The organism is Flagellimonas halotolerans, assembly GCF_035818535.1.
GTDB classification, from domain to species: domain Bacteria; phylum Bacteroidota; class Bacteroidia; order Flavobacteriales; family Flavobacteriaceae; genus Flagellimonas; species Flagellimonas halotolerans.
In genome coordinates this window covers 247,746-271,368 of record NZ_JAYKYV010000004.1, presented here as the reverse complement: position 1 = coordinate 271,368, position 23,623 = coordinate 247,746, and the positions used below count along the sequence as shown (strand labels likewise).

The window sequence follows — 23,623 nt, the reverse complement described above, 5'->3', positions numbered from 1 at the left end:
TGCTTGGCAATATCGAAATGGGTAATCAATAGTTCGGGAAGGAGAACCTTCAGTAGGTCAATGTATGGATCCAATACAGTCAGTTTTTAAAACAAAGTTCAAACTATAAATTCAATTTACACACAACTTTTGAGATTGACCCCTATTTTGTTGGACTGACCGTTTTGGCCCTTGGGTTTGCCTGGTACCGGAAGCTAAGGCCCAAAAAGGAAATTGATTGCAATTGCGAAACGGAAGACAAGCCCAAATTTGTCCAAAGCAAAGCATTTTTGGGATTGATAACGGTTTTTGCAGGTCTGATGCTTGCCTTTCCCCTATATGCCCGTATTTTCTATCCGAAGGTTGAAAAACAAATAATTGTGGTGGACAGATCGAATATTCAAACTGTTGAGTTTTCCATAGATGGTATGACCTGTGCAGGCTGTGAGGCACATATGGACCATGAGATGAACAAACTTCCTGGGATTATCTCATCGACCGCATCCTACGAAAAAGGGAACACCAAGGTCGAATTTAACACTTCAAAGACCGATATTGATGAAATCGAAAAGGCCATCAATGCGACCGGATATACCGTGACCGGCAAAGAAGAAGAGTAATGGATGTTATCCTACAATCGACCATCACCTGCCCCAATTGTGGACACCAGAAAGAAGAGGAAATGCCGATCGGGGCCTGCCAGTTCTTTTACGAATGTAAAAACTGAAAGACCGTATCAAAGCCGAAGCAGGGCGACTGCTGTGTGTACTGTAGCTACGGTTCGGTAAAATGTCCGCCGGTAAAGGACAACTGTTCTTGCTGATTCCTGTCCCAATTATGTATCATCACGCCCATGAGACGCAACCAAAAAGAGTTCAGGGAACACCATACACCTTCAGAAAATCAAGGAAGCGGATAGAAACTCTGTTCTCATAGCTCTGCGACCATTTCTTAATACGAAGAAATTGTGCCAAGACATTTGAAGGGTTTAAGACCAAGGTCTTGGCAAAAGTGACGGAATTGACAATGGTACGGTATGTCAATCATTTTATATTTTAAAGGAGCATCAACAATATTAAAATCAGTATTGTTTAAAATGCACTGCGGGTTAAATACAAATAACATTTATGCTACAAAAAACTAGTTTTCAGAGAACATCTTATCTCACATGTTTAAAAGTAAATATGTTAGTAAAACGGCAAATTTTATTAAACTTAAAATAAATGAATATATTTAAAGATAATTTAATAAAATTTTAACCCAAATATTATATTCTATTGAATAAGGGTGCATCGGAAACTTTGATGTTTAATTATAGAAAATGGACTCCCCAACCGAAAATAAGATAAGAAGTTTATTCAAGGAAAATTATCAAGAGTGGTGCGTGCATTCTTTTGCATTTCTCCATAACATGGATGAAGCTCAAGATGTGGTCCAGGATGTATTGGTTAAAATTATATCAGGGAATAAACTTGAGGGTATTGCCAATCCCTCTTCTTATATTAAGGTGGCTGTTAAAAATGCCAGTTTACAGAGAATCAAAACAAAACAGAAAATAAGGAAGCTAGATGAAACCCCTCCCTTGATAGATTATTCTTACGAGCAAGAATTAATTGAACAAGAGAATAAAGCTAAAGTTCAAAATGCCCTAAATGTATTGCCTGATCAAAGTAAAAAGGTCTTTGAGCTCTGTGTGATAGAAGGTCTGCAGTATAAGTATACAGCGGATATTATGGGAATATCCATTAATACGGTTAAATATCACTTAAAAAAGGCCTATAAAATTCTTAGGACAACCCTTAAGGATACCTATTTGTTCAACTTAATAGTTGTCATTGTCTACATTTTTTTTGTTAAAAAATAAAATTTCAACAAAAAATCACTACCCGTTTTTGTAAAATGATAATTATATAGGTAAACGTGCCATCGCACAATGTTTAAAGCCTATGGAAGTCGCACGACTTATTTATAAAAAACTTACATCTAAACTTGGCCCAAACGAAAACTTGGAATTTAATCAATGGTTATCGGCTTCAGAGGAAAACGAATTTGTATTTCAAAGCATCCGGAATTATTATAAGAAGGGCGGAGATATTTCAAAATTGAATCAACTGGACGCAGATAGTGCATGGAACAATATTCGCGAAAAATTTACTTCTACAAAGAGGAACAGAGTGATTCATATAGTCAAATCCACCTATAAATATGCGGCCATTCTTATAATTGCTTTGATAGCTGGATATTTTTATTGGGGGGGAAACAATGATCTAAACGAAATTACAGAGGTTCCAATAACTGATAAAGATGGTGTTGTAATAGTTCTTGATAGTGGTGAGGAGATAGCGCTTTCGCCAACAGGCAAGCAAGAATTGGTAGATAAGGCAGGGAACAAATTTGGAGAGAAAGAGGGACATCAGTTAAGTTACTTAGGGGAAAATCCAAAGGATGAATTGATATACAATACATTATGGGTTTCCAATGGAGAGCGTTTTGACGTTGTTTTATCCGACAGCACCCACATCTATTTAAATTCAGGGTCATCCCTGCGTTACCCTGTTACATTTTTACCTGGAAAGAAAAGACAGGTCTTTTTGGAGGGTGAAGCTTTTTTTGAGGTATCAAAGGATAAAAAACATCCATTTGTGGTTACGAGTGCCAATATGGATGTAGAAGTTTTGGGAACAAAGTTCAATGTCTATGCCTATCCAGAAGAAGATAGTATTAATACCGTTTTGGTTGAAGGCTCGGTGAGGCTTAATCCCAATCCATCTGAAATAAAAAAAGGGGACTCATTGATTCTTCAACCTGGGCATATTGCCTATTGGGACAAAAAAATGGTAGCTGCCAGTACCAAAAAAGTGGATACGGACATCTATACCAGTTGGATGGATGGAAAACTGGTGTTTAAGGGAATGAGGTTTAGGGATATCATCAAAAGGCTGGAACGACATTACAACGTTAGTATCTCCAATCAAAATGATAATCTAAATGAGCGCTTGTTCACGGCAACATTTGATGTAGAGACCATTGATGAGGTCTTGAGCACATTTGCGTCAGAAACAAAGTTTGAATACGAAATAAAGGAAAATCAAATAACCATATCAAAACAACCTCAAAAAACAATTAAGCCTATGAAATAAATGCACATAAAAAAATCGGGAAATGCTGCAACATATTCCCGATAGAGTTCATCAACTTAAAAATTAAGTTAACTAAAAACATTACAAAGGTATGAAAAATAATATCAAGGACACTGTGCCTTGTCTACCAATCAACCTGTCGCTGACCGTGAAACTAACCGTCTTTTTTTTGATAGTTTCCTTTTTTTCGACACATGCAAACTCCTACTCCCAGAAAGCCAAACTTACATTGGTAATGGAAAATGTAGCGATCGAGCAAGTGTTCGAGGAAATTGAATCTGCAACAGAATTCAAATTTTTTTACGACAATAAAAAAATAGACACCAAGAGAAGGGTTTCCATTAAGGCAGAGCAATTGTCGATTACGGCCATTTTAGATGAGCTGTTCAAAGGCACCAGCATTACTTACTTGTTCAATAAGAAACAAATTGTGTTAAAGCCTAGGCCAAAGGGCATGCAAGGTGCGCCAAATGGACTTGCGAATACCCTCAGGGTAATTCCACAAGCTACAATCACCGGTACTATAACAGATTCGAACGGAGTTCCAATTCCGGGAGCCTCAGTTATCGAGAAGGGCACGACCAATGGTGTTGCGGCCGATTTCGATGGTGTATATGAGATAACCGTTAGAGGAACGAACCCAATATTGATTGTGAGCTCCATAGGTTTTGCAAGACAAGAAATTCCTGTGGATGGGGCAAGACAACTCAACATAACACTACAGGAAGATACCCAAAACCTTAATGAGGTAGTAGTTACTGCTTTGGGAATCAAACAAGAGACAAAAAAACTGGGATACTCCGTAGCCCAAGTGGATGCAGAAGAGGTAAATGTCAACAGGTCGAGCAATTTCATGAACACCTTACAAGGTAAAGTGGCCGGTGTCAATATTTCTTCCTTGAGCACTGGACCTGGGGGTTCATCAAAAGTTAGGATTCGTGGACAGTCGTCGATTTCCGGAACCAATAATCCCTTAATAGTGGTAAACGGTGTGCCTATTGACAATACAAGCTTTGGTACCAGCCCTGGAAGTGCCAGCAATGAAGTTGGAACCAATAGCGGAGGTGTTTTTTCTGATGGAGGAGATGGATTTTCCAGTATCAATCCAGATGATATTGAAAGTATGACCATATTGAAAGGAGCCACAGGGGCTGCACTTTATGGTTCCAGGGCCAAAGATGGTGTGATCATGATAACGACCAAGAGCCGTGGCTATGGCGATGGACTTGGAATTACCTACAACGTGAACGTAACGAATCATACCCCTCTGGATTTCACCGACTATCAATACGAATATGGCCAGGGTGAAAATGGAATCAGGCCTACATCTGCCAATCCAACATCAGGACAATGGTCCTTCGGTGAACGTTTTGAACCAGAAATGACACAAGTGCTCTTTGATGGAATCGAGGTGCCATATGTACCTGTACGCGATAGGGTCAAAAAGTTCTACAGGAATGGTTTGGATGTTACCCATTCGGTTTCTTTTGCGGGCGGGAATGAAAAAGGAGGGTTTAATGTTTCTTTATCAGACCTGAACAGCGAGGGTATTACTCCCAACAATGAATTTGATAGGAGTACGATCAACTTGGGCACTACCTATGATCTATCCGATAAATTGAGCTTTGAGGCCCACGTGAACTACTCCAATGAAAGGAATACCAATCCACCGAATGTGGGGCAACAGGACAATACGATTCCCGTATCACTGTTCAATATGGCCAATTCCATGCCTTTGGACGTCTTGGATGCCAATAAGTTTGATGAGAATGGCAATGAATATGTCTATTCAAGGTTTAGGAACAGGACAAATCCATACTTTACACTCTCAGAGCAGTTCAATACTATAAAAAGAGACCGAGTTTTTGGAAATATATCCCTAAAATATGATGTATTACCCTGGTTGAGCGCCCAAATCCGGGGAGGCCAAGATTATTGGTCCCGGTTCCAGGAATATAACGGTTTCCCAACGGGACAGGCTTCAAGAGGGCCAGCTCCGGATGGTTTCGTGAACGGGACCTTTACGCAAGAGTCTAGAAGGTTTAGGGAGACCAATATAGATTTCCTGATTTCCATAAATAAAGATATTTCTGAAAATTTTTCAGTAGGTCTGAATATGGGGGGCAACAAGATGAAGCGTACCTTGGATCTGAACAGGGTAGATGTATCGGATTTTGTGATACGAGACCTTTATACCGTTCAGAATGGTCGTATCAAAGACCCTGTTTATAGTTTATCGGAACGCGCAGTAAATTCTTTGTACGGTGCGCTGGACCTATCGTATAAAGATACCTATTTCCTGAGTGCAACATTGAGGAATGATTGGTTTTCCACTCTCGCTCCAGCGAATAGGAGCATACTTTATCCATCCCTATCCGCAAGCTATATTGTATCCAATGTATTCGAAGAACAACCAGATTGGCTCACTTTCGCCAAACTTCGAGTGGCTTATGCAGAAGTGGGGAGCGATACGGATGTGCCCCCTTACTCCGATGCATTGTTCTACGATATTGACTCTAATTTCTTTCCCAATATGGATGGGAATGCGCAACCAGTGGCAGGCGCAAATACCAGCACTTTGCCCAATCCCGATCTGCGACCTATGCGGACCAAGGAGATGGAATTTGGTCTGGACGTTAGATTTTTTGATAACCGGTTGGGACTGGACATGGCAGTATATCGTAAGACCACGATAGATCAGATTGTACCGGCACAAATCTCCAATACATCAGGTTTTGTGAGCACTTTGATCAATAGCGGCGAGAGTAGGAGCGATGGTGTAGAGGCCATGCTCAATATTGTCCCGATAAAGAACAAGGACTTTAGATGGGACCTTAACTTGAACGCCTCTTACAACAAAACAAAGGTAATCAGCTTGTTGACCGATACACCAGGAGAGTCCATATTGGTCGGTAATCATATTTTCAATGGGTTCCTATATCAAGTAACCGGCAAAGAAATAGGTCAATTGGCCGGTTTTGGATTTATGAGGGATGAACAAGGCCGACAAGTTTTTGGCGATGATGGAAGGGCACTTAGAACTGATGAAATCCAATACTTTGGAAGTGCTCTGCCAAAATGGGTCGGTGGAATCACCAATGCCTTTAGGTATAAAGACTTCAATTTTTCATTCTTAATTGATTTTAAGTTGGGCAACAAGATAATTTCAGGTACGAACTTTAATGCAGTAAGGCACGGGTTGCACAAAATGACACTTCCCGGACGTGAAACCGGTGTGGTGGGCGACGGTGTTAACCTGCAGGGAGAACCTAATACAGTGGCCACGGAATCCCAAAGGTATTGGGAAGTAGTAAGGTCATCACAAATTATTGAACCCATTATTTACGATGGAGGGTATTGGAAACTGAGACAAATTACCCTCGGGTACAATTTTAGAAAGTTTATCCCCGATGATTCGGTATTGAAAGGAGCCACATTGAGTTTGGTGGCCAACAATGTATTTCTGATCAAAAAATGGGTTGATAACATAGACCCGGATTCGTTCAGCTATAGTTCGGACAATGTTTCCGGGTTGGAATCAACTGGTGTGCCCACCACTAGGAGCATGGGCTTCAATCTAAACCTAAAATTTTAAGAGAAGAATTATGAAAAGCAATAAGAAAATTATAGCATTAATGATGGTGGTTTTCCTCTTTATTGGGTGTGAACAAGACTTTGATGAGATAAACACCAATACAGTGGATCCTACCAGTGAGAGTATAGACCCAACATTTTTGTTGAACAACGCCATTATCGGATTATCGTTCTCCAACGGACAGGTAGTTTACGATATGGGGATAGTGCAACAATTGATAACCCCGAATTCTGGTATTTTGAGCGGGGCAAACTATAACCAGGACAACCGCGGGGCAACCGAAATGCAATGGAACGACTACTACGAGTCCGTTATAAAGCATACAGGGGACCTGATCGACCAATTATCGGATAGGCCGGAACGAAGCAACCTTTTGAATATGGCCAAGATTGTCCAGTCCTATGCCTTTATGGTATTGACGGATACCTATGGGGATATCCCTTATTCTGAAGCAGGAAAGGGGTATTCGGATCAAATTGTTTTGCCAAAATATGATGCACAGGAGGACATATACCTAGACTTGATCGAGCAATTGAAAGGAGCCGTTGAAGGTTTTACAGCATCAGCGACCGATGAAGGCGGTGAGGTACTATATGCAGGTAATTTGGACCAATGGAGGAAATTAGGGAATTCACTCCTCCTTCGTATCGGAATGAGAATGGTGAAAGTGAACCCACAATTGGCCCAAGAAACCGTTCAGTACGCCTATGATGGAGGTGTGCTGGAGTCCAATGAAGATAATTTTGTGGTTAGGCACGATAATAACTTTACAAGCCCCATAGGGGGGTATCTCAACGGTTCCGAGGCCAATAATTTTTATTTAACGGAGTACTTTGTGGATTATTTGGCCTCACATAACGACCCGAGATTGGAATCCATTGCAGTTAGATATATTGGTGCCGCTTCAGGTGCGGAACAGACCGAGGACAATGCGTCCACCAATGCTGAAGATCAAATAGGAATGCCCATTGGGTATGATAATGTGAGCATCGAGCAAGTCGTCTCGGATATGGGACTGGAGAGCTTTTATGCATTCAGTCAAGTGGATAGGGACAGAATCGTTACAATCAGCTCCCCGGTATTTTTATTGACCCATTCACAAACGCAATTATTGTTGGCCGAAGCTGCCGAAAGAGGTTGGATCACAGGTGATGCCGGGACTTTTTATGAAGAAGGTATGAGGGCCCATATGGAACAGATGGCCTCTTATGGCAGTGATGCCACAATAGAAGCCTCGGATGTCGATGCCTACATAGCTGCGAACCCTTTGGATGGGAGCAATAACCTAGAGTTGATCAATACCCAGTACTGGGTTTCCTCCTTTTTAAATGGACCGGAGGCATTTGCCAATTTTAGAAGATCAGGGTATCCCAACCTGTCCCCGAATTCATATCCGGGACAGGATATAACCGGTGACTTTATCAGAAGATTGACATATCCAAATGCGGAAATAGCAGTAAATGGGGAGAATCTGAACGAGGCCATATCCAGAATGGGGCCTGATAATCTAGACACCCGTGTGTGGTGGGACCGAGAGTAAATTAATCAAACAAATCAAATCCATAAAAAATGAAATCAGTATTAAAAGAAATCATAGCCAAAAATAAAAAGGAGGAAAGTGCCTATAAATCGGCCAGGGAGGCCGAAATCAATAATCCAAAAACACCGGATGCCAGACGGGATTTTTTGAAGAAAACCGCTCTTGGAGGGATTGCGATGACAGGAATGATGGGGCTTGGCATTGAGGATACCGTGGCCCAGACGACATCAAAAGTGAACAGGGCCTCTGCTCCCTCTGAGCTAAAGATTACCGATATGCGATATGTTCTGACCAATGTAATGGGAGGTACCGCCATCATAAAAATAGAGACCAACCAAGGTATTTATGGATTGGGAGAGGTAAGGGATGCCGCCGATGTTCGCTACGCATTGTTCCTTAAGAGTAGAATATTGGGGAAGAATCCTTGCAATGTTGAAAAAATATTCAAGAGCATAAAGCAATTCGGAGGGCCTGCTAGGCAGGCCGGTGGTGTTTGTGCCGTGGAAATGGCCTTATGGGACCTTTGTGGAAAAGCATATAATGTGCCCGCATGGCAATTGTTGGGAGGAAGATATAGGGATAGGGTGAGGTTGTATGCCGATACGCCCCAAGCCGATACGGCGGCCGAGCAGAAAAAACTCATTGACTATAGAATGAATGACCAAGGTTACACTTGGTTAAAGATGGATGTGGCCATTTCTTCCTTGCCCCCAAATTCGGGAACCTTGGTAAACGATAAGTTCTGGAGAAACAAGGAAGGACGTTTGGCACAATGGGGGGACCGAAGGAACTATATGTCCTATGGGAACACCGAGCATCCTTTCACACAGATCCAGATTACCGAGAAAGGACTCGATATGTTGGCCCAGCGTGTTGCAGATGTAAGGGAAATGGTAGGTTGGGAAATTCCAATATCCACCGATCACTATGGACACTTTGACATGAACAATGGAATCCGACTGGGAAAAGCATTGGACAAATATAGGTTGGCATGGTTGGAAGATATGGTGCCATGGCAGTATACCGAACAGTGGAGAACTATTTCCGAAGCATTGGAAACACCGACCACAACGGGAGAGGATATCCATTTCTTGGAAAACTTCAAGCCCATCATACATAACAGGTCAGTGGATATCGTACATCCGGACCTGGCTTCTTCCGGGGGATTGCTGGAAACCAAGCGGATAGGCGATTATGCAGAGGAATTTGGAATAGGCATGGCCATGCACCAAGCCGGTACTCCCGTATCCTTTATGGCCAATGTGCATTGTGCGGCTGCAACACAAAATTTCTTGGCCTTGGAGCACCACTCAGTGGATGTGCCTTGGTGGGAAGACTTGGTAACAACAGTCGGAGGCTTTAAGATGATCGATAAAGGTTTTGCGACCGTACCCCTTACGGCACCTGGATTGGGGATTGAGTTGAATGAGGAAGTGGTCAAAGACCACTTGCACCCAAGCGATAAGAGCTTCTTTAAATCGACAAAGGAATGGGATGAACTGAGATCCCATGATAGGACTTATAGTTAGTATTTGTAGTTGAATTGTTTAGTTAGGCAAGCCCGTGATAGGTTTTATATCATCATGGGCTTCCATTGAATATTTGTTGAATCAATACGGAATTTTTAAAAAATGAAAAAATCTAGAATATTTTTAGTGTTGCTTGTTTGTTTGATCGGCCAATGGGGCATGAACGCCCAAAAGGTCGGTTCATCGCCAGAATATATAAAGGCACTTACAAAAGAATGGGAAGGGGAGCGCTTTAAGGACGGTAGGCCTAGGGTTTCCGATGCACTATTGGAGCGATTGAAAAAAATAAGGATCGAAGAGGCCTGGGGCTATCTGAGAGGCAAAGGATATAACAACCAGTATGAAGGCGGATGGAAGATCATTCATCCCGAAGGGGTGATGACCGGTCGCGTTGTAACGGCGCAATATATGCCACTTAGGCCAGACCTAAACCAATACGTGAAGTTACAGGGTGCCAAAGAAAAAAGGGATACCATAGGAGGAAGCAATTCCTGGCCCATTGAAATGTTGGTCAAGGGAGATGTGTATGTGGCGGACGGTTACGGAAGGATCATTGACGGAACATTGATCGGTTCCAATTTAGGGAACGCCATATACGCCAATTCCCAAAATGGGGTGGTTTTCGACGGAGGTGTCAGGGATTTGGGTGGATTGTTAGAGATCGAAGGGTTCAATGGATGGTACCGTGACGAGGATCCCTCGTATCTGCAAGAACAAATGCTGACCTCGATCAATGCCCCCATTCGGATCGGAAGGGCCACCGTACTGCCAGGGGATGTGGTTTTGGCCAATAGGCACGGGACCATCTTTATACCGTCCCACCATGTGGCCGAGTTGGTGATCTCTTCAGAAGTAGTGGCTTTGAGGGATGAATTCGGTTTTCAAAGATTACGGGAGAAAACATATACCGCAGGGCAGATTGATACCAAATGGACCTCCGAGATCAAATCGGATTTCTTGAATTGGCTAAAGAATTATCCAGACAGCAAACTACCTATGACCAGGAAGGAATTGAACGCTCATTTAAAGAAAAACAACTATTAATTTTTTATAAATGAAGCAGCTGTTTTTGACCCTATTGTTCCTTTTGGCAGGTATTGTCCTTAGTTCATGTACGGCCCCTGGGACAGAGGGCGAGCTCAATAAGGACATAGTCTTGAGTGCACTGGAACGGTTCGATAACGCTATAATGGAAAGGGATGCTGAGGTTTTGTCGGCAATAGCATCCCAAGATTTGACCTATGGACATTCCAGCGGAAACATACAGGATAAGGAAGAATTTATTGATGATGTGGTAAACGGACCTTTCCAATTCTTATCCATTTCAAATAAAGACCAAAGAGTTAATGTATCGGGCAATGTTGCCATTGTGAGGCATGTTCTCTCTGCCGATGCCATGAACAATGGGGTTTCGGCCCAGGTACATATAGGAGTTGTAATGGTTTTCAAGTTGGATGACAACGGGCGTGTAGCGCTTCTTGCCCGTCAAGCATATAAACTATGATCATGATATTTAATCATCACGGGAATATATGAAGGAAACCGGAATCCTTGTAAAAGGAGAACAAAGTGTACCAACTTTGGTGTTGATCCTTTTCGTTGCCACAGTCCCAATATTGGTCGGAGGATGTGTCGATGACAACAAAAAGTATCTAGACAGCTTCACTCCTACATTAGAGACAGGAAAAGATTGGCCTGTATATGGAGGGAGTAGAGCGTCAAAAAGATATTCCCCATTGACACAGATAACCATGGAAAATGTGGGCGATTTGGAAATAGCCTGGACTTATGATGCCAGAGACCAAGTCGAGGGAGCTGAAGCGTCCAGACCTAGGTCCATACAATGCCAGCCCATAGTGAAGGATGGCATTCTCTACGGTACAACGCCGGAACTGCAACTGTTTGCACTTAGGGCGACAACAGGAGAGGAGCTATGGAGGTTTAAACCGGTTCGGGATTCCCGAAAATACAATATTAGTGCAGGTAGGGGCGTCACCTATTGGCAAAAGGGCATTGATTGTAGGATTATTTACACATCGGGTACCTACCTATATGCGATCAATGCAAAAACAGGCAATGCAATCCCTAGTTTTGGAGAGGACGGCAGAGTGGATTTGCATGAGGGCCTGGACGATGGTTTGGATTTGGATATGGGCAAGGTCAGTATAAATGCGACGAGCCCCGGAATAATTTACAAGGATATATTCATCATTGGTTCCAGTGTTTCCGAGAAAGGGGATGCGGCACCGGGCAATATTCGTGCATTCGATGTGGTGACGGGAAAGTTAAAATGGGTTTTCCATACCATACCCCATCCGGGCGAGGAAGGATATGATACTTGGCCCAAAGATGCATATAAAGAGCATGGAGGCGTAAATAGTTGGGGCGGCATGTCCTTGGATGTGGAAAGGGGCATGGTATTTTTCGGTACCGGATCGCCATCCTCGGATTTTTATGGTGGCAATCGTAAGGGAAAAAACCTGTTCGCCAACAGTGTGGTGGCCTTGGATGCAAAAACGGGCAAACTGGAATGGTATTTTCAGACCGTACGGCACGACCTTTGGGACAGAGATCTCCCATGCGCGCCAAACCTTACCACCATCACTGTGGAAGGGGAAAAGAGGGATGTCGTGGTACAGGCTGGAAAAGATGGGTTGGTTTACGTTTTGGACAGGGAAAATGGCACGTCCGTTTTTCCAATCGAAGAGCGAAAAGTCCCTATTTTGGATGGTCTTCCGGGAGAACAACCGTACCCTTCCCAAATTTTTCCGATAAAACCAGAACCATTGTCACATCAATTTTTCAGGGAAGATATGATAACCGACCTATCACCGGAATCCCGTGCGTACGTTAAAGGGATAGTCGATAAATATCAAATCGGGCATAAGTTCAGTTTGCCCAGTGAAAGCGGTACGCTGATGTTCGGATATAGTGGTGGAGCGGAATGGGGAGGGAATGCAACGGACCTGGAAGGGATCCTCTATCAAAACTCCAATAACGATCCTTGGATATTGGAAATGGAGGATGTGGAGTCCAGGGACAATGAAATGCAAAGTGTACGGACCGGTGCCGATATCTATAGGATAAATTGTGCCATGTGCCACGGAAGCGATAAAAAAGGGACCGCAGAGTTTCCAAGTTTGGTCAACATTGGGGATAGGTTGGCTTCACAGGACATTGAATCTATTCTTGAATCCGGTATGGGTCGTATGCCGGCCTTTCGCCACATTTCCAAAAAAAATAGAAAAGCCGTTACAGCTTTTCTATTGGATTTGCCTATGGGAATGCATCCCGGGACGGCAAATGTCCCCAATACAAGCGAAGCGGAAGAAAATATAGAAGAGCCTGCCTTTGGCTATGAACCACGTTATGTTCCAAAAGTTTGGAAAAAACTAAAGGATCAAAACGGTTACCCCGGAATCAAACCACCATGGGGAACACTGAATGCCATTGACCTGAATACCGGGGAGTACCTTTGGAGGGTTCCTTTGGGAGAGTACCCTGAGTTGACGGAGCAGGGCATTCCGATAACCGGAACGGAAAGCTATGGAGGCCCCATAGTAACCGCCAGTGGGCTCGTTTTTATTGCAGGAACAAAGGATGAGAAAATCAGGGCATTCGATAAAAGGACAGGGAAGGTGGTCTGGGAATACCAATTGCCCGCCGGTGGCTTTGCCACACCCATCACCTATGAAGCGGACAACAGACAATATGTGGTTATCGCTGCCGGTGGGGGAAGGGGGCAAAAACCAGGAGGGTATTATATAGCGTTTGCTCTAAAAAACAAGCCACAAAAAATTAATTAACCATAAAAAAAACATTTTGAAAAAACCGATAATATATAAGATAAGCTTGGGCCTTGCAGTTTTGTCGCTATTGATTTTTAGTGCTATGGCCCTTATGGGCGAACTGTCCGGTGCAGGTATGCCCATAGTACTGTTCTTTGTACTGTTGGCCCTGGGCTTCAGCGGTTACAAATCGTTGAGGGACTATGTGTTCGCAGTGCTGATCTTTGCGGGGGTCTCCCTTTCATTATATTGGCCCCAGTACTTTGTGCAGGTCGGCGAATTTAAACTGACTGGCCTGATCATCCCCTTGATACAGATCATCATGTTCGGCATGGGGACCTCGATGAGCGTAAAGGACTTTGCCGGGGTGGTCAAATCGCCGAAGGGGGTCCTGGTGGGTGTTGTTGCACAATTGGCTATAATGCCACTAGTGGGGTACGGCCTTGCCAATCTGAGCGGGTTTGCCCCTGAGATCGCTGCGGGAATCATCCTGATCGGCTGCTCCCCAAGCGGCGTGGCATCCAATGTCATGGCGTATCTGGCCAAGGCGAACCTGGCACTTTCCATTACCATAACCTCCATTGCGACGCTGTTGGCCCCTTTTGTGACGCCCTTGCTCATGAAGCTATTGGCGGGGCAGTTCGTTGATATCGATGTGCTTTCTATGATGTGGAGTATAACCAAGATGATCATCCTTCCCATAGGGGCGGGCCTGTTGTTCAACCATTTGCTGCACGGGCGTACCAAATGGCTGGACAATGTGATGCCTCTGGTGTCCATGTTTGCCATAGGGCTGATTATTATAGTGATCACCGCTGCTGGCAGGGACAGTTTGTTGGACATAGGGGCATTGCTGTTGTTGCTGGTACTGGTGCACAACGTTTTTGGGTATACATTGGGCTATTGGTTTGCCAGGACGGTAGGAATGAACGAGCGCGATTCCAGGACGATCTCCATAGAGGTGGGCATGCAGAATGGGGGCTTGGCCTCCGGTATCGCCAATACCTTGGGCAAGATAGCCACCATGGGTCTGGCCCCAGCGGTCTTCGGGCCGTTGATGAACATTACAGGATCTATTCTGGCTTCGTACTGGCACAAGAACGTGCCCGTGGAAGAAACCCGGGATATGTAGCGTTCAAGGTGATAAAAAAATAATAGGTCGTTTGAATTAGCTTGGTCAATCGGGAAGGGCACGACATATGTCGTGCCGGTCCTTCCCTTTTGAAAGTGAACGGGAACGACAAGTAAACCTTAAAATGAAAGATAGAGATGAAAAAAGTAGTAACGTTCGGCGAGATTATGTTGAGATTGGCCCCTCCGGGGTTTCTGAGGTTCTCGCAGGCCAACAGTTTTGATGTGGTCTATGGCGGGGGGGAGTCCAATGTGGCGGTCTCATTGGCCAACTATGGGGTGCCCGTTGACTTTGTGACCCGATTGCCCAAGAACGATATCGGGGAATGCGCTCTGATGGAAATGAGAAAGCGGGGAGTGGGCACCGACAAGATCGTTTATGGCGGGGACCGCTTGGGCATCTATTTTTTGGAGACCGGGGCCGTGAGCCGGGGCAGCAAGGTGGTCTACGACCGGGCACATTCGGCCATGGCCGAGATAGGCCCCGGGATGGTCGATTGGGACAGTGTCTTCAAGGATGTGGAATGGTTCCACTGGACGGGGATTACCCCAGCCATATCACAGGGCGCAGCGGATGCCTGTCTGGAGGCCGTAAAGGTGGCAAGTGATAACGGCGTTACCATATCCACCGATCTTAACTATCGTGCCAAGCTTTGGAAATACTGTGACGATACCAAGCGGGAGGGGGTTATGTCCGAGTTGACATCGTACTGTGACATCGTACTGGGGAACGAGGAGGACGCGGAAAAACACTTCGGAATCAAACCGGAGGGGCTGGACATCACCACGCAAGGTGAACACGTGAAGGCCGAAGCCTTTCTTTCGGTATGCAAGCAGATGATGGAAAGGTTCCCCAGGGCCAAAAAGGTCATTACCACCTTACGGGGTTCCTTGTCCGCCTCCCACAACACATGGGCCGGCGTGCTCTACGATGGAGAGACGATGTACACCTCCAGGGAATACCAGATTACGCATATCGTGGACCGTGTCGGTGGCGGGGACTCCTTTATGGGGGGATTGATCTATGGGCTGCTTAAATATCCCGAGGACGACCAGAACGCTTTGGACTTTGCCGTGGCCGCCTCATGTTTAAAGCATACCATAAAGGGGGATGCCAATCTGGCCACGGTGGACGAAGTGGAAAAATTAATGGGGGGCGATGCCTCCGGTAGAGTGTCCCGATAGATGGTCGGGTTGGTTTAGTTTTTTAATCCCATGGGGTCCATGATAAGGCTCCATGACTTTTTGATATATAAGGATATGGCAGGACATACAAGATTGGAAGTAGTGGGAATGATGCAGGAAACGGGGATGGTGCCCTTGTTTTATCATTCGGACGTTGAGGTGGGGAAAAAGGTACTGAGAGCATGTTACGCGGGCGGCGCCAGGTTGATGGAGTTCACGGCAAGGGGGGATTTTGCCTTTGAAGTGTTCTTGGAACTCAATAAATATGCAATCAAGGAGCTTCCCGGGATGATCATGGGGGTCGGGTCCATTACGGATGCAGCGGCGGCCTCTCTGTTCATGCAAATGGGCGCGAACTTTATTGTCACCCCATCCTTTAGGGAGGATATCGCCAAGGTCTGCAATAGGCGCAAGGTGCTTTGGTCGCCGGGCTGTGGATCATTGACGGAAATCAATAGGGCGGAGGAACTGGGGTGCGAGATCATCAAGCTTTTTCCCGGGGCCACCTATGGCCCCGGGTTTGTGAAGGCGATAAAGGGCCCGCAACCCTGGACGAGCATTATGCCCACGGGGGGCGTGAGCACGGAAAGGGAAAATTTGGAAGCTTGGTTCAATGCCGGAGTGACCTGTGTGGGCATGGGCTCCAAGCTCATATCCAAGGAGATACTGGCCAATGGGGATTATGCCGGGTTGGAAAACAAGGTGAAAATCACTTTGGAGACCATAGGGGCTATCAGAAGGAGTTTATAAATTATATGGCCTTTCCTTGTTTTCAACATCCTTACACTTAATTAGTTTGGTCAAGTGTGAAAGGCTCCTGCTTATTCGATTTAGTTTCCAGACCACAATGTTGTCTCCGTCCCTCACATATTTTAAAAGTTCGCCCAAGCTCTTCCATACTTCCTTGGTCCTGGACAATTTACCCGTTTAAATATTCTTTTGGTGGAACTATAGTTATTGGGCAATAGTATTAGGCCCCATCCGATGCCTGTTCCGTTGTCAAAAGACTTTCTATATAACTTCCAAGGGATATTCCATAAAAGATATCGTCGAATTCCTGATTATCAGTGTTGAGAATTCTGCGTACCGTGGTTTGTTGATCGACCAATGACTGGGAGGTCATATCATTGTTTTGGTCTACGAGATATACGGAAAGGGAACCCCGTAGGATGTGATTGTCGTTGATTGAGTTTACCGAAAGTTTTATACTAAGGACGGCATCCATATTGCCCCTTAACTCATTGGCAGTGTTCCATAATTGCGTTTCGGGCAGTTTTTTTATTCTTCGGACATGAAGTGTATTTAATTTTGGATAGGGGAAATCTTACCCTTCCCACATACATGGAAACATTCGGTTTGAAGGGTAGCTTACAGATGTTCAATGTGGTTTTGAGGGGGCGCACGCCGTCATGTAATGGCGGAGCCACCCACTACATAGGCCGTAGCCCATTTATTTCGTTCATTAATCCATCAAGGTCAAGGGGTTTGGTATACATATCCAATGAGCCATCAGATTTTTGTGGCCATTGGTTTTTCGGTTTGTCCCAATATAGTTCAACACCATTGCCGTCAGGGTCATCTAAATATAAGGCCTCTGAAACGCCATGATCAGAAGCCCCTGTCAACGGGTAGTCGGCCTGTTGTAAGCGATAGAGAATGGTTGCTAGGTCTTTTCTTGTTGGATACAGTATTGCCGTATGAAATAGTCCGACCGTATTTCTTGCTGCTGGAGGGGCGTTCTTGCTATACCAAACGTTTAAGCCAATGTGGTGGTGATAACCTCCCGCAGATATGAAGGCGGCGTCAGTGCCATAGGTCGTTGTAATTTCAAAACCCAATAGTCCGCAGTAGAAGTCGAGTGAGCGCTGTAGGTTGGAAACCTTCAAGTGTACGTGCCCTATTTTGGTGTCCTTTGGTACCTTATAGTTTGTTGTAATGTCCATCTGTCCGTCTTGTTTTTTGATTACTGCCAACTTGTTTATATCCCAATTCTCTTCGGCATCCTGTGCCAAATAGGTTGGCTCTGCCCAAGTTTTGTGTTTTTAATGCAAAGCATAGTTTCCGCTATTCAAGGGCTTGTGCACGTGTCTGCTTATGGAGGAACGGACCATTGTTGGCAGTAGTGTTTATTTTGTAAGTCGTTTTGCTGTCATAAATCGTTCAGCTACATTATCCCAATTGATAATTTCAAGAACGGTATCAACAAATTCAGCTCTTTTATTTTTGTACTTCAAATAATAGGCGTGTTCCCAAACATCAATCACCAAAATCGGAATAACGCCCCATTGTGTTAATTTTTGATGGTTTTCGCACTGTAGCAATGTCAAGCTGTCCGAATAAGGTTGGTAGCCCAAAATTCCCCAACCGCTACCTTCTACAGTTTTTGATATTTTTCCGATGTAACTTTTTAACCTATCAAATGAGCCAAAGTCCTTTTCTATCTGTTTTAAAAGTTCGGTCTTGGGTTCAGTTTTTTTATTTGTTAAGTTCGTCCAAAAAATAGAATGAAGTACGTGGCTTGAAAAATGGTAAGCTAACTTTCGTGTCCACAAATCCACTTGGTCTAAATCGCCCGATTTTAGGTGTTCCTTAATTTTAATCAAATCTTTGTTTGCTCCTTTAACTGCTCCACCGTGATGAAATTCAAAGTGCAAATGAAGTGTTTCCTCGTCCATATATGGCTCCAAAAAAGTTTTATTGTATGGAAGTGATTTTTGAATGAAATTCCCATTATTGTCCACTAATTTGTCAATACCATTTTCTGTCACATTTTGTGAAAAAACGTTGTTGATCGGTAGGATTGTCGCTCCACCTAAAATTGCCGAGTTTTTTAAAAATTCTTTTCTGTCCATAATTTTGTTACTTTTAGTTTAACTCGTTTTCTACATTACTGTAAACGGCCACGCGGATATGGCGAGTAGCGTTGTCCTGCACAGCGGGGCAAAAGCTAGGGCAGCCATTAAACGCACATTCGCTATATGCACAGTTAGGAACAGTGGCAAAGGCAATTTAGTGAAAATAATTGTTGTAGTTGATCGTGAGAACTGGCGAATGTGCGATTGTACGGAGTGGCGTTACGGTCGCAGGGTGTACTCCAAAGGACTGTATGTGGCCCAAACGGAGATCGGTTTTTCCATCAAGCACCATAAGAACAGTGTGAACCTGATTATGCCCGAGTTGGAAGGATTGTTCCGTAAATTCATGGACAATGAATTCTATACGATCTCCGATAGGTACCACCAGATAATCTCGGCGAAACTATTGGACACTAAGGCCTTTAAGAAGGTGCTCGATCAGACCAAGCTCTTTTGCTATGAGTGCAGTGATACCAATGATAATCCCTCCAAAAGGGCCCGTGAGGTCATCGAGATCCTAGCTCGTTAGGCCGTACTATTGGGTACTACTCCCAACCTCTGATTGGGCTACAATGCCTTTAATGCGGTATTGCACTGTAGTTTGAGACGAAGTTTTTCACATCAGAAACGTTTCGATAAACAACTCTTTGAAACCGTTTGTGAGATGGTCTAAAGGCCATAAAGGGCCGCTCCGGTGCCTATAAACCGGAGATTTTTGATGGGATATTCGTTTTTCGAAATGTTTTGGCTTTGGTTATGGGAGGTATCGATTATGGGGGCAGTGCATTATGTTGCTTTTGAAGGAGCGCTTTTTAAACGAGGGAGTCTCAGACCCAAATATCCTGGACTGGAATTATCCTTGCGCTTTATTCAAACTTTATGCATTTTAAAATGCAGGTATTATTCCAAGAAGGAGTCCTTTTTATAGGAGTGCACAGGAACATAGGTCTGGATGATATAAGGGGTAATCTTCCGCAAGGTTTCGTCATTGGTCGGATGTAGTCCTGGAGCCGTAAAATATTCAATCTCCCCCTCCTTGTTCTTATGGTACCATAGTAAGGGTTTATCATCCTGCGAAAAGAATTGCGTTGCCATGTTGACATCCACTTTTTTAAAATGCTTCAGCTTTGATATATCCATGGGCTCCACCTTGGTTCCAAACGAAGAATAGGGTTTGGAAGTACAGGGCACTTTTACATATATGGAGTCGGCCCATGCCATGCATTGGTTTTCAGCCTTTTCACCTGTGGGATTTGTATTGTTCCCATATATCCCTATCACGATTGCCAAAACCAAGGAAACGACCACGAGGATGGGTATGGTCCATTTTGTGGCAGGGACTGTTTTTCTGTTTTTTACATAATCAGCATAATTGTCATAGCCTAGATATTTACAGCATAGATCTACACTCTCCGCTTGTGGGGCACCATACTTCTTTTTTTTGTTGATGTATCTGTCATAGGCCCTCTCCAAGGTTTTCGAACTTAGTTCACTATGGTCGCTGATATGACTGGACAATGCAAACCTAGAGTGGGAGGCATGCTCCGTCTTCGCTTTTTCAAAGACCTTCCGAACAATCTCTGCTATATATTTTTCATCCATTGGACTAAAAGTACAAATTTTAAAAAGGCAAATCATATTGCTGAACCCTTCCGAACCCCTGATTTTATTGATGTCTAAAAAATGTCCAATACAAGTCCAATCGCTGTCTGCAATGCAAATGAACACTTCAATTTACTTTGTCTCAGAAAATGGATTCCGCTATGTGTTGCTAACATGGCTTTTCTAGAAAGTTCATTTTTATGGGATGCTGTAATGCGGCCTGTAAGGTCCATTGGAAAGTAACCTAAAGGGTCGCTTACAGTTTCCACTTTCCAAAAATAGCAAAGGAGTACTCCAAAACTCACGGGTGGTTGAAAACCAAAAATCCTCCGGAAAATTCCGGACGGCCACCTCTTTGTTCAATTTAAAATTTCATAAAGATGAGAAAAGTGTTTTTGGCCGTGATGGCCGTTGTTCTGAATATGTTTCTGTTCTCTTGTTCCACTACGGATACGGCTGAGATCGAGAGCGAATATGACATGGTCGCTACCGAAGGTGACGACCAAGATCCGACCCCACCACCACCTCCACCGCCCCCCGGAGAAGGTGATCAATAAGAATAATTTCATTAATTTGAGCCATGTCTGTAAATCGGACATGGCTTTTTTTAATGAACCACAACTTCTTTATTCTTGAAACGGTACCCATTCCTTATCATATTGACGATTTTAGTTTCCTGTGTACCGTTCGATAAAGATGGGACAAGGGATGTTTCGGATAAAAACGACAGTATAAACATCTATTATACTCGCTCCATTAGCAAGGATGTTTCATTGGAAGAGAAAAGGGAAAGTATAGACAGGGCCCTTTTTTTGGCTAAAGATCTGGAAGCGGATTCCATCTTGGGCAAGTTGATGTACAAAAAAAGTTCCTTGCTCTTTCAAGCTGGGGACTACAATAGCTTGGTGGCCCACCATGACAGTTTCGTCACAATGCAATCCGAAGTTGATAGGCCTAGATTAAAGGCATCCCAGTATTACCTAATGGGGTATTATTATGATCGGATCCAATCTGATTATAGCAGGGCATTTGAAAATTACAGTGCGGCCAAAAGCCAATTCGAATTGGCAAAGGATAGTAGCTGGACAGGGAATTGCTTATTGCTTATGGGGGTGATACAGAAGAACCAAAATGATTTTTTTGGAAGCAAGGAAACCGTGACCGAGGCCCTGCAATTTTTAAGGGAATCCCGTGACATCAAAAAAATGGTTCAATATTATGGACTCTTGGCCACCAATCATAGGAAGTTATTGAACTTCGAGGATGCCATATTCTATTATACCAAGGCCATTAAAAATAGCGGATCATTGGAGGACAGGATCGCATTTGAGAACAATCTTGCCGCCACCTATATCGATAATGGAAGATATGAAGAGGCCATAGCGCTTTTAGATAAGATCGTGGGAAATACAGCCTTGGATTCCACTCCTGTGGTTTATGCAAGGATATTGGATAATTTGTCCTATGCCCAATGGCTTTTAGAGAAAAAGGATGTTGGCGCTTCTTTCCAAAAGGCCCTCCAAATAAGAAAGGAGAAAAAGGATTGGCGTGGGCAATTGGCAAGCTATACGCATCTAGGTGAGTTTCATTTGGAAGATAGGTCCAATAGGGCCAAGGCCTATTTTGATACCGTGATCCAAGTGGCCAAAAAAATCGAGGTCCCAAGGGCAGAGATTGATGCCTTGAAATTTCTCATGCAAATAGACCCAGAAAATGTCAAGCTCCGAGACCGCTATATTCTGTTGGCCGATAGTCTTGATTCGCAGGAATTGAAGGTCAAGACCCAATTTGCCAAATACAAGTATGACGATAAAATAAAACAGGAATCCATTTTGCGCTTAGAGAAGGAGAAGGCGGAACAAGCGTTGTTGACCGCAAAGGAGCGAAATCAAAAAACGATATCCTACTTAGGTTCCTTGACAATGCTATTGGGCTTGGGTTTTGCCATTTATTTTTTTAAACAACGGACGAGACATTTAAAGGAACAAAATAGATTGACAAGGTTGGAGGCGACATTGGAGACCGAAGCGGAAATGTCCAGAAGGTTACATGACGATTTCGGGGCGGGACTCAACCAGACCATGTTGATGATCAATGCGGACGTGGATAGGACAGCGGTCTTGGATAAATTGGATGGCCTTTACAATCAAAGCCGCAATTTTTCGAGGGAGGTCAATGAAGTGGCAATAGGAACGCATTTTAAGGAAGCGTTTTTGGAAATGCTTCGCTTTAGGACACCGAGCGATGCGAACCTTTTCATGACCGGTGTCAAGGATGTCCAATGGAATGAAATGGCCCCTTTATCACAAAAAGTGCTCTTCAAGGCTATACAGGAACTGATGATCAATATGGGCAAGCATAGTAGTGCCGATATGATCACCATTGTTTTCAAATCCACAGAAAAAGTATTGACGGTCAATTACTCGGATAATGGAGTGGGGGCGTCACTGAAGGAACTCAATGCCAAAAATGGTCTTTGGAATACAGAAAAGCGTATTCAGGCTATTGGAGGAAGCATTACTTTTGATTCCCATAAAGGTCAGGGCTTTAAGGCCCATATCACGATACCTTTATAATTCAACGTATTGTTATGTTCAAAAAAATATTGCTCGCGGAGGATTTTCAAGATACCAATCAAGGGATATCTGAAATGTTGCGCGAGAAGTTACAAATCCCGATCATCCGCGACGAACTCTATTGTGATAAGGCATACAATCGCTTAAAGTATGCTGTAGATCAAAGGGAACCTTTCGGCTTATTGATAACCGATTTGTTTTTTAAAGGAGACCATGTGGAGCGCAAACTCACCTCTGGTTTGGAACTGATCCAGGCTGCCAGAAATCTGCAACCGGAAATAAAGGTCATCGTGAATTCCATGGAGGATAACCCGTCCAAGATCGATGCACTCTTTAAGGACCAAGAAATCAATGCCTATGTCTGCAAGGGACGCCATGGCCTTACGGAATTGGTAAGAGCAATTCGGGAAGTGTACCATAACCGTACCTATGTTTCCCCCGGTATTGATCTGAACGTTTCCAATAACGTATTTGAACTTGAAGAGTTCGACCTGATGATACTTCAAAGCTTGGCGGAAGGGCTTACCAAAAAGGAGATTTCGGAAAAGTTCAAAAAGGATAATATCACCCCCAACAGTGAAAGTACCATAGACAAAAGGGTCAGTAAAATGTTCGATGAATTCGGGGCCAAGAATACCAATCATTTAATCGCCAAAATGATTCGGGAGGAAAAGATCTGATCAAGAGTTTTTTAGTAAACCTT

Annotated in this window: 20 protein-coding genes and 3 pseudogenes; 18 read left to right on the top strand and 5 right to left on the bottom strand. The window is 43.9% G+C overall.

Annotated features, from left to right (window positions below; all coding sequences use genetic code 11):
- Nucleotides 1-140: 140 nt before the first annotated feature.
- The 14 genes and pseudogenes from merTP to VM932_RS07225 form a co-directional block, all read left to right on the top strand.
- A pseudogene (merTP, locus tag VM932_RS07290) lies at nucleotides 141-599 on the top strand (mercuric transport protein MerTP); the annotation flags it as partial.
- Nucleotides 599-802 (top strand): annotated as a pseudogene (locus tag VM932_RS07285) (GDCCVxC domain-containing (seleno)protein). The pseudogenes merTP and VM932_RS07285, both read left to right, overlap by 1 nt.
- A 24-nt stretch (nucleotides 803-826) precedes the next feature.
- Nucleotides 827-1,038, top strand: a pseudogene (locus tag VM932_RS07280) (IS982 family transposase); the annotation flags it as partial.
- Nucleotides 1,039-1,300: 262 nt separating this feature from the next.
- Complete coding sequence (locus tag VM932_RS07275; RefSeq protein ID WP_326278127.1) at nucleotides 1,301-1,843, top strand: RNA polymerase sigma factor; 543 nt, start codon at nucleotides 1,301-1,303, stop codon at nucleotides 1,841-1,843.
- Between the two features lie 82 nt (nucleotides 1,844-1,925).
- Nucleotides 1,926-3,119 (top strand): FecR family protein, encoded by a 1,194-nt coding sequence (locus VM932_RS07270; RefSeq protein WP_326278126.1) that lies wholly within the window; start codon nucleotides 1,926-1,928, stop codon nucleotides 3,117-3,119.
- 235 nt (nucleotides 3,120-3,354) lie between these two features.
- Nucleotides 3,355-6,714 (top strand): SusC/RagA family TonB-linked outer membrane protein, encoded by a 3,360-nt coding sequence (locus tag VM932_RS07265; RefSeq protein WP_326278125.1) that lies wholly within the window; start codon nucleotides 3,355-3,357, stop codon nucleotides 6,712-6,714.
- A 10-nt stretch (nucleotides 6,715-6,724) separates the two neighbouring features.
- Nucleotides 6,725-8,254, top strand: a complete 1,530-nt coding sequence (locus VM932_RS07260; RefSeq protein ID WP_326278124.1) for a SusD/RagB family nutrient-binding outer membrane lipoprotein — start codon at nucleotides 6,725-6,727, stop codon at nucleotides 8,252-8,254.
- A 29-nt stretch (nucleotides 8,255-8,283) separates the two neighbouring features.
- Nucleotides 8,284-9,783 carry a mandelate racemase/muconate lactonizing enzyme family protein gene (locus VM932_RS07255; RefSeq protein WP_326278123.1) on the top strand — a complete coding sequence of 500 codons (1,500 nt, stop codon included), beginning with the start codon at nucleotides 8,284-8,286 and terminating at the stop codon, nucleotides 9,781-9,783.
- A 102-nt stretch (nucleotides 9,784-9,885) separates the two neighbouring features.
- Nucleotides 9,886-10,827, top strand: a complete 942-nt coding sequence (locus tag VM932_RS07250) for an RraA family protein (protein ID WP_326278122.1) — start codon at nucleotides 9,886-9,888, stop codon at nucleotides 10,825-10,827.
- A 10-nt stretch (nucleotides 10,828-10,837) separates the two neighbouring features.
- The gene (locus VM932_RS07245) at nucleotides 10,838-11,287 is read left to right on the top strand and encodes a nuclear transport factor 2 family protein (protein ID WP_326278121.1); all 450 of its coding nucleotides are present in this window, start codon (nucleotides 10,838-10,840) and stop codon (nucleotides 11,285-11,287) included.
- A gap of 28 nt (nucleotides 11,288-11,315) precedes the next feature.
- Nucleotides 11,316-13,589: an outer membrane protein assembly factor BamB family protein gene (locus tag VM932_RS07240; RefSeq protein WP_326278120.1), complete on the top strand. Its 2,274-nt coding sequence runs from the start codon at nucleotides 11,316-11,318 to the stop codon at nucleotides 13,587-13,589.
- 16 nt (nucleotides 13,590-13,605) lie between these two features.
- Nucleotides 13,606-14,703: a bile acid:sodium symporter family protein gene (locus tag VM932_RS07235; RefSeq protein WP_326278119.1), complete on the top strand. Its 1,098-nt coding sequence runs from the start codon at nucleotides 13,606-13,608 to the stop codon at nucleotides 14,701-14,703.
- 137 nt (nucleotides 14,704-14,840) lie between these two features.
- Nucleotides 14,841-15,887, top strand: a complete 1,047-nt coding sequence (locus VM932_RS07230) for a sugar kinase (protein ID WP_326278118.1) — start codon at nucleotides 14,841-14,843, stop codon at nucleotides 15,885-15,887.
- Between the two features lie 75 nt (nucleotides 15,888-15,962).
- The gene (locus VM932_RS07225) at nucleotides 15,963-16,637 is read left to right on the top strand and encodes a bifunctional 4-hydroxy-2-oxoglutarate aldolase/2-dehydro-3-deoxy-phosphogluconate aldolase (RefSeq protein ID WP_326278133.1); all 675 of its coding nucleotides are present in this window, start codon (nucleotides 15,963-15,965) and stop codon (nucleotides 16,635-16,637) included.
- On the opposite strand, the gene VM932_RS16745 is transcribed toward VM932_RS07225, so the two are convergent.
- The 4 genes from VM932_RS16745 to VM932_RS07210 form a co-directional block, all read right to left on the bottom strand.
- On the bottom strand, nucleotides 16,632-16,775 hold the full coding sequence (locus VM932_RS16745) for a recombinase family protein (RefSeq protein WP_428979825.1): 144 nt from the start codon (nucleotides 16,773-16,775) through the stop codon (nucleotides 16,632-16,634). The genes VM932_RS07225 and VM932_RS16745 overlap by 6 nt on opposite strands.
- Nucleotides 16,776-16,857: 82 nt before the next feature.
- A complete protein-coding gene (locus tag VM932_RS07220; protein WP_326278117.1) occupies nucleotides 16,858-17,010 on the bottom strand; it encodes a hypothetical protein in 153 nt (50 codons plus the stop codon).
- Between the two features lie 307 nt (nucleotides 17,011-17,317).
- Nucleotides 17,318-17,899, bottom strand: a complete 582-nt coding sequence (locus VM932_RS07215) for a VOC family protein (RefSeq protein WP_326278116.1) — start codon at nucleotides 17,897-17,899, stop codon at nucleotides 17,318-17,320.
- A 114-nt stretch (nucleotides 17,900-18,013) separates the two neighbouring features.
- Nucleotides 18,014-18,739 carry a superoxide dismutase gene (locus VM932_RS07210; protein WP_326278115.1) on the bottom strand — a complete coding sequence of 242 codons (726 nt, stop codon included), beginning with the start codon at nucleotides 18,737-18,739 and terminating at the stop codon, nucleotides 18,014-18,016.
- Between the two features lie 58 nt (nucleotides 18,740-18,797).
- Here VM932_RS07210 and VM932_RS07205 point away from each other — a divergent pair, with 58 nt between their 5' ends.
- A complete protein-coding gene (locus tag VM932_RS07205; RefSeq protein ID WP_326278114.1) occupies nucleotides 18,798-19,271 on the top strand; it encodes a hypothetical protein in 474 nt (157 codons plus the stop codon).
- Between the two features lie 371 nt (nucleotides 19,272-19,642).
- Here VM932_RS07205 and VM932_RS07200 read toward each other — a convergent pair whose 3' ends face one another.
- Nucleotides 19,643-20,344, bottom strand: a complete 702-nt coding sequence (locus VM932_RS07200; RefSeq protein ID WP_326278113.1) for a hypothetical protein — start codon at nucleotides 20,342-20,344, stop codon at nucleotides 19,643-19,645.
- A 380-nt stretch (nucleotides 20,345-20,724) separates the two neighbouring features.
- Here VM932_RS07200 and VM932_RS07195 point away from each other — a divergent pair, with 380 nt between their 5' ends.
- From VM932_RS07195 to VM932_RS07185, 3 genes are all read left to right on the top strand, one after another.
- Entirely contained in the window at nucleotides 20,725-20,901 is a 177-nt protein-coding gene (locus VM932_RS07195) for a hypothetical protein (protein ID WP_326278112.1), read from the top strand.
- Between the two features lie 75 nt (nucleotides 20,902-20,976).
- On the top strand, nucleotides 20,977-22,920 hold the full coding sequence (locus VM932_RS07190) for a tetratricopeptide repeat-containing sensor histidine kinase (protein WP_326278111.1): 1,944 nt from the start codon (nucleotides 20,977-20,979) through the stop codon (nucleotides 22,918-22,920).
- A 14-nt stretch (nucleotides 22,921-22,934) separates the two neighbouring features.
- On the top strand, nucleotides 22,935-23,600 hold the full coding sequence (locus VM932_RS07185; RefSeq protein WP_326278110.1) for a DNA-binding response regulator: 666 nt from the start codon (nucleotides 22,935-22,937) through the stop codon (nucleotides 23,598-23,600).
- Nucleotides 23,601-23,623 lie beyond the last annotated feature (23 nt).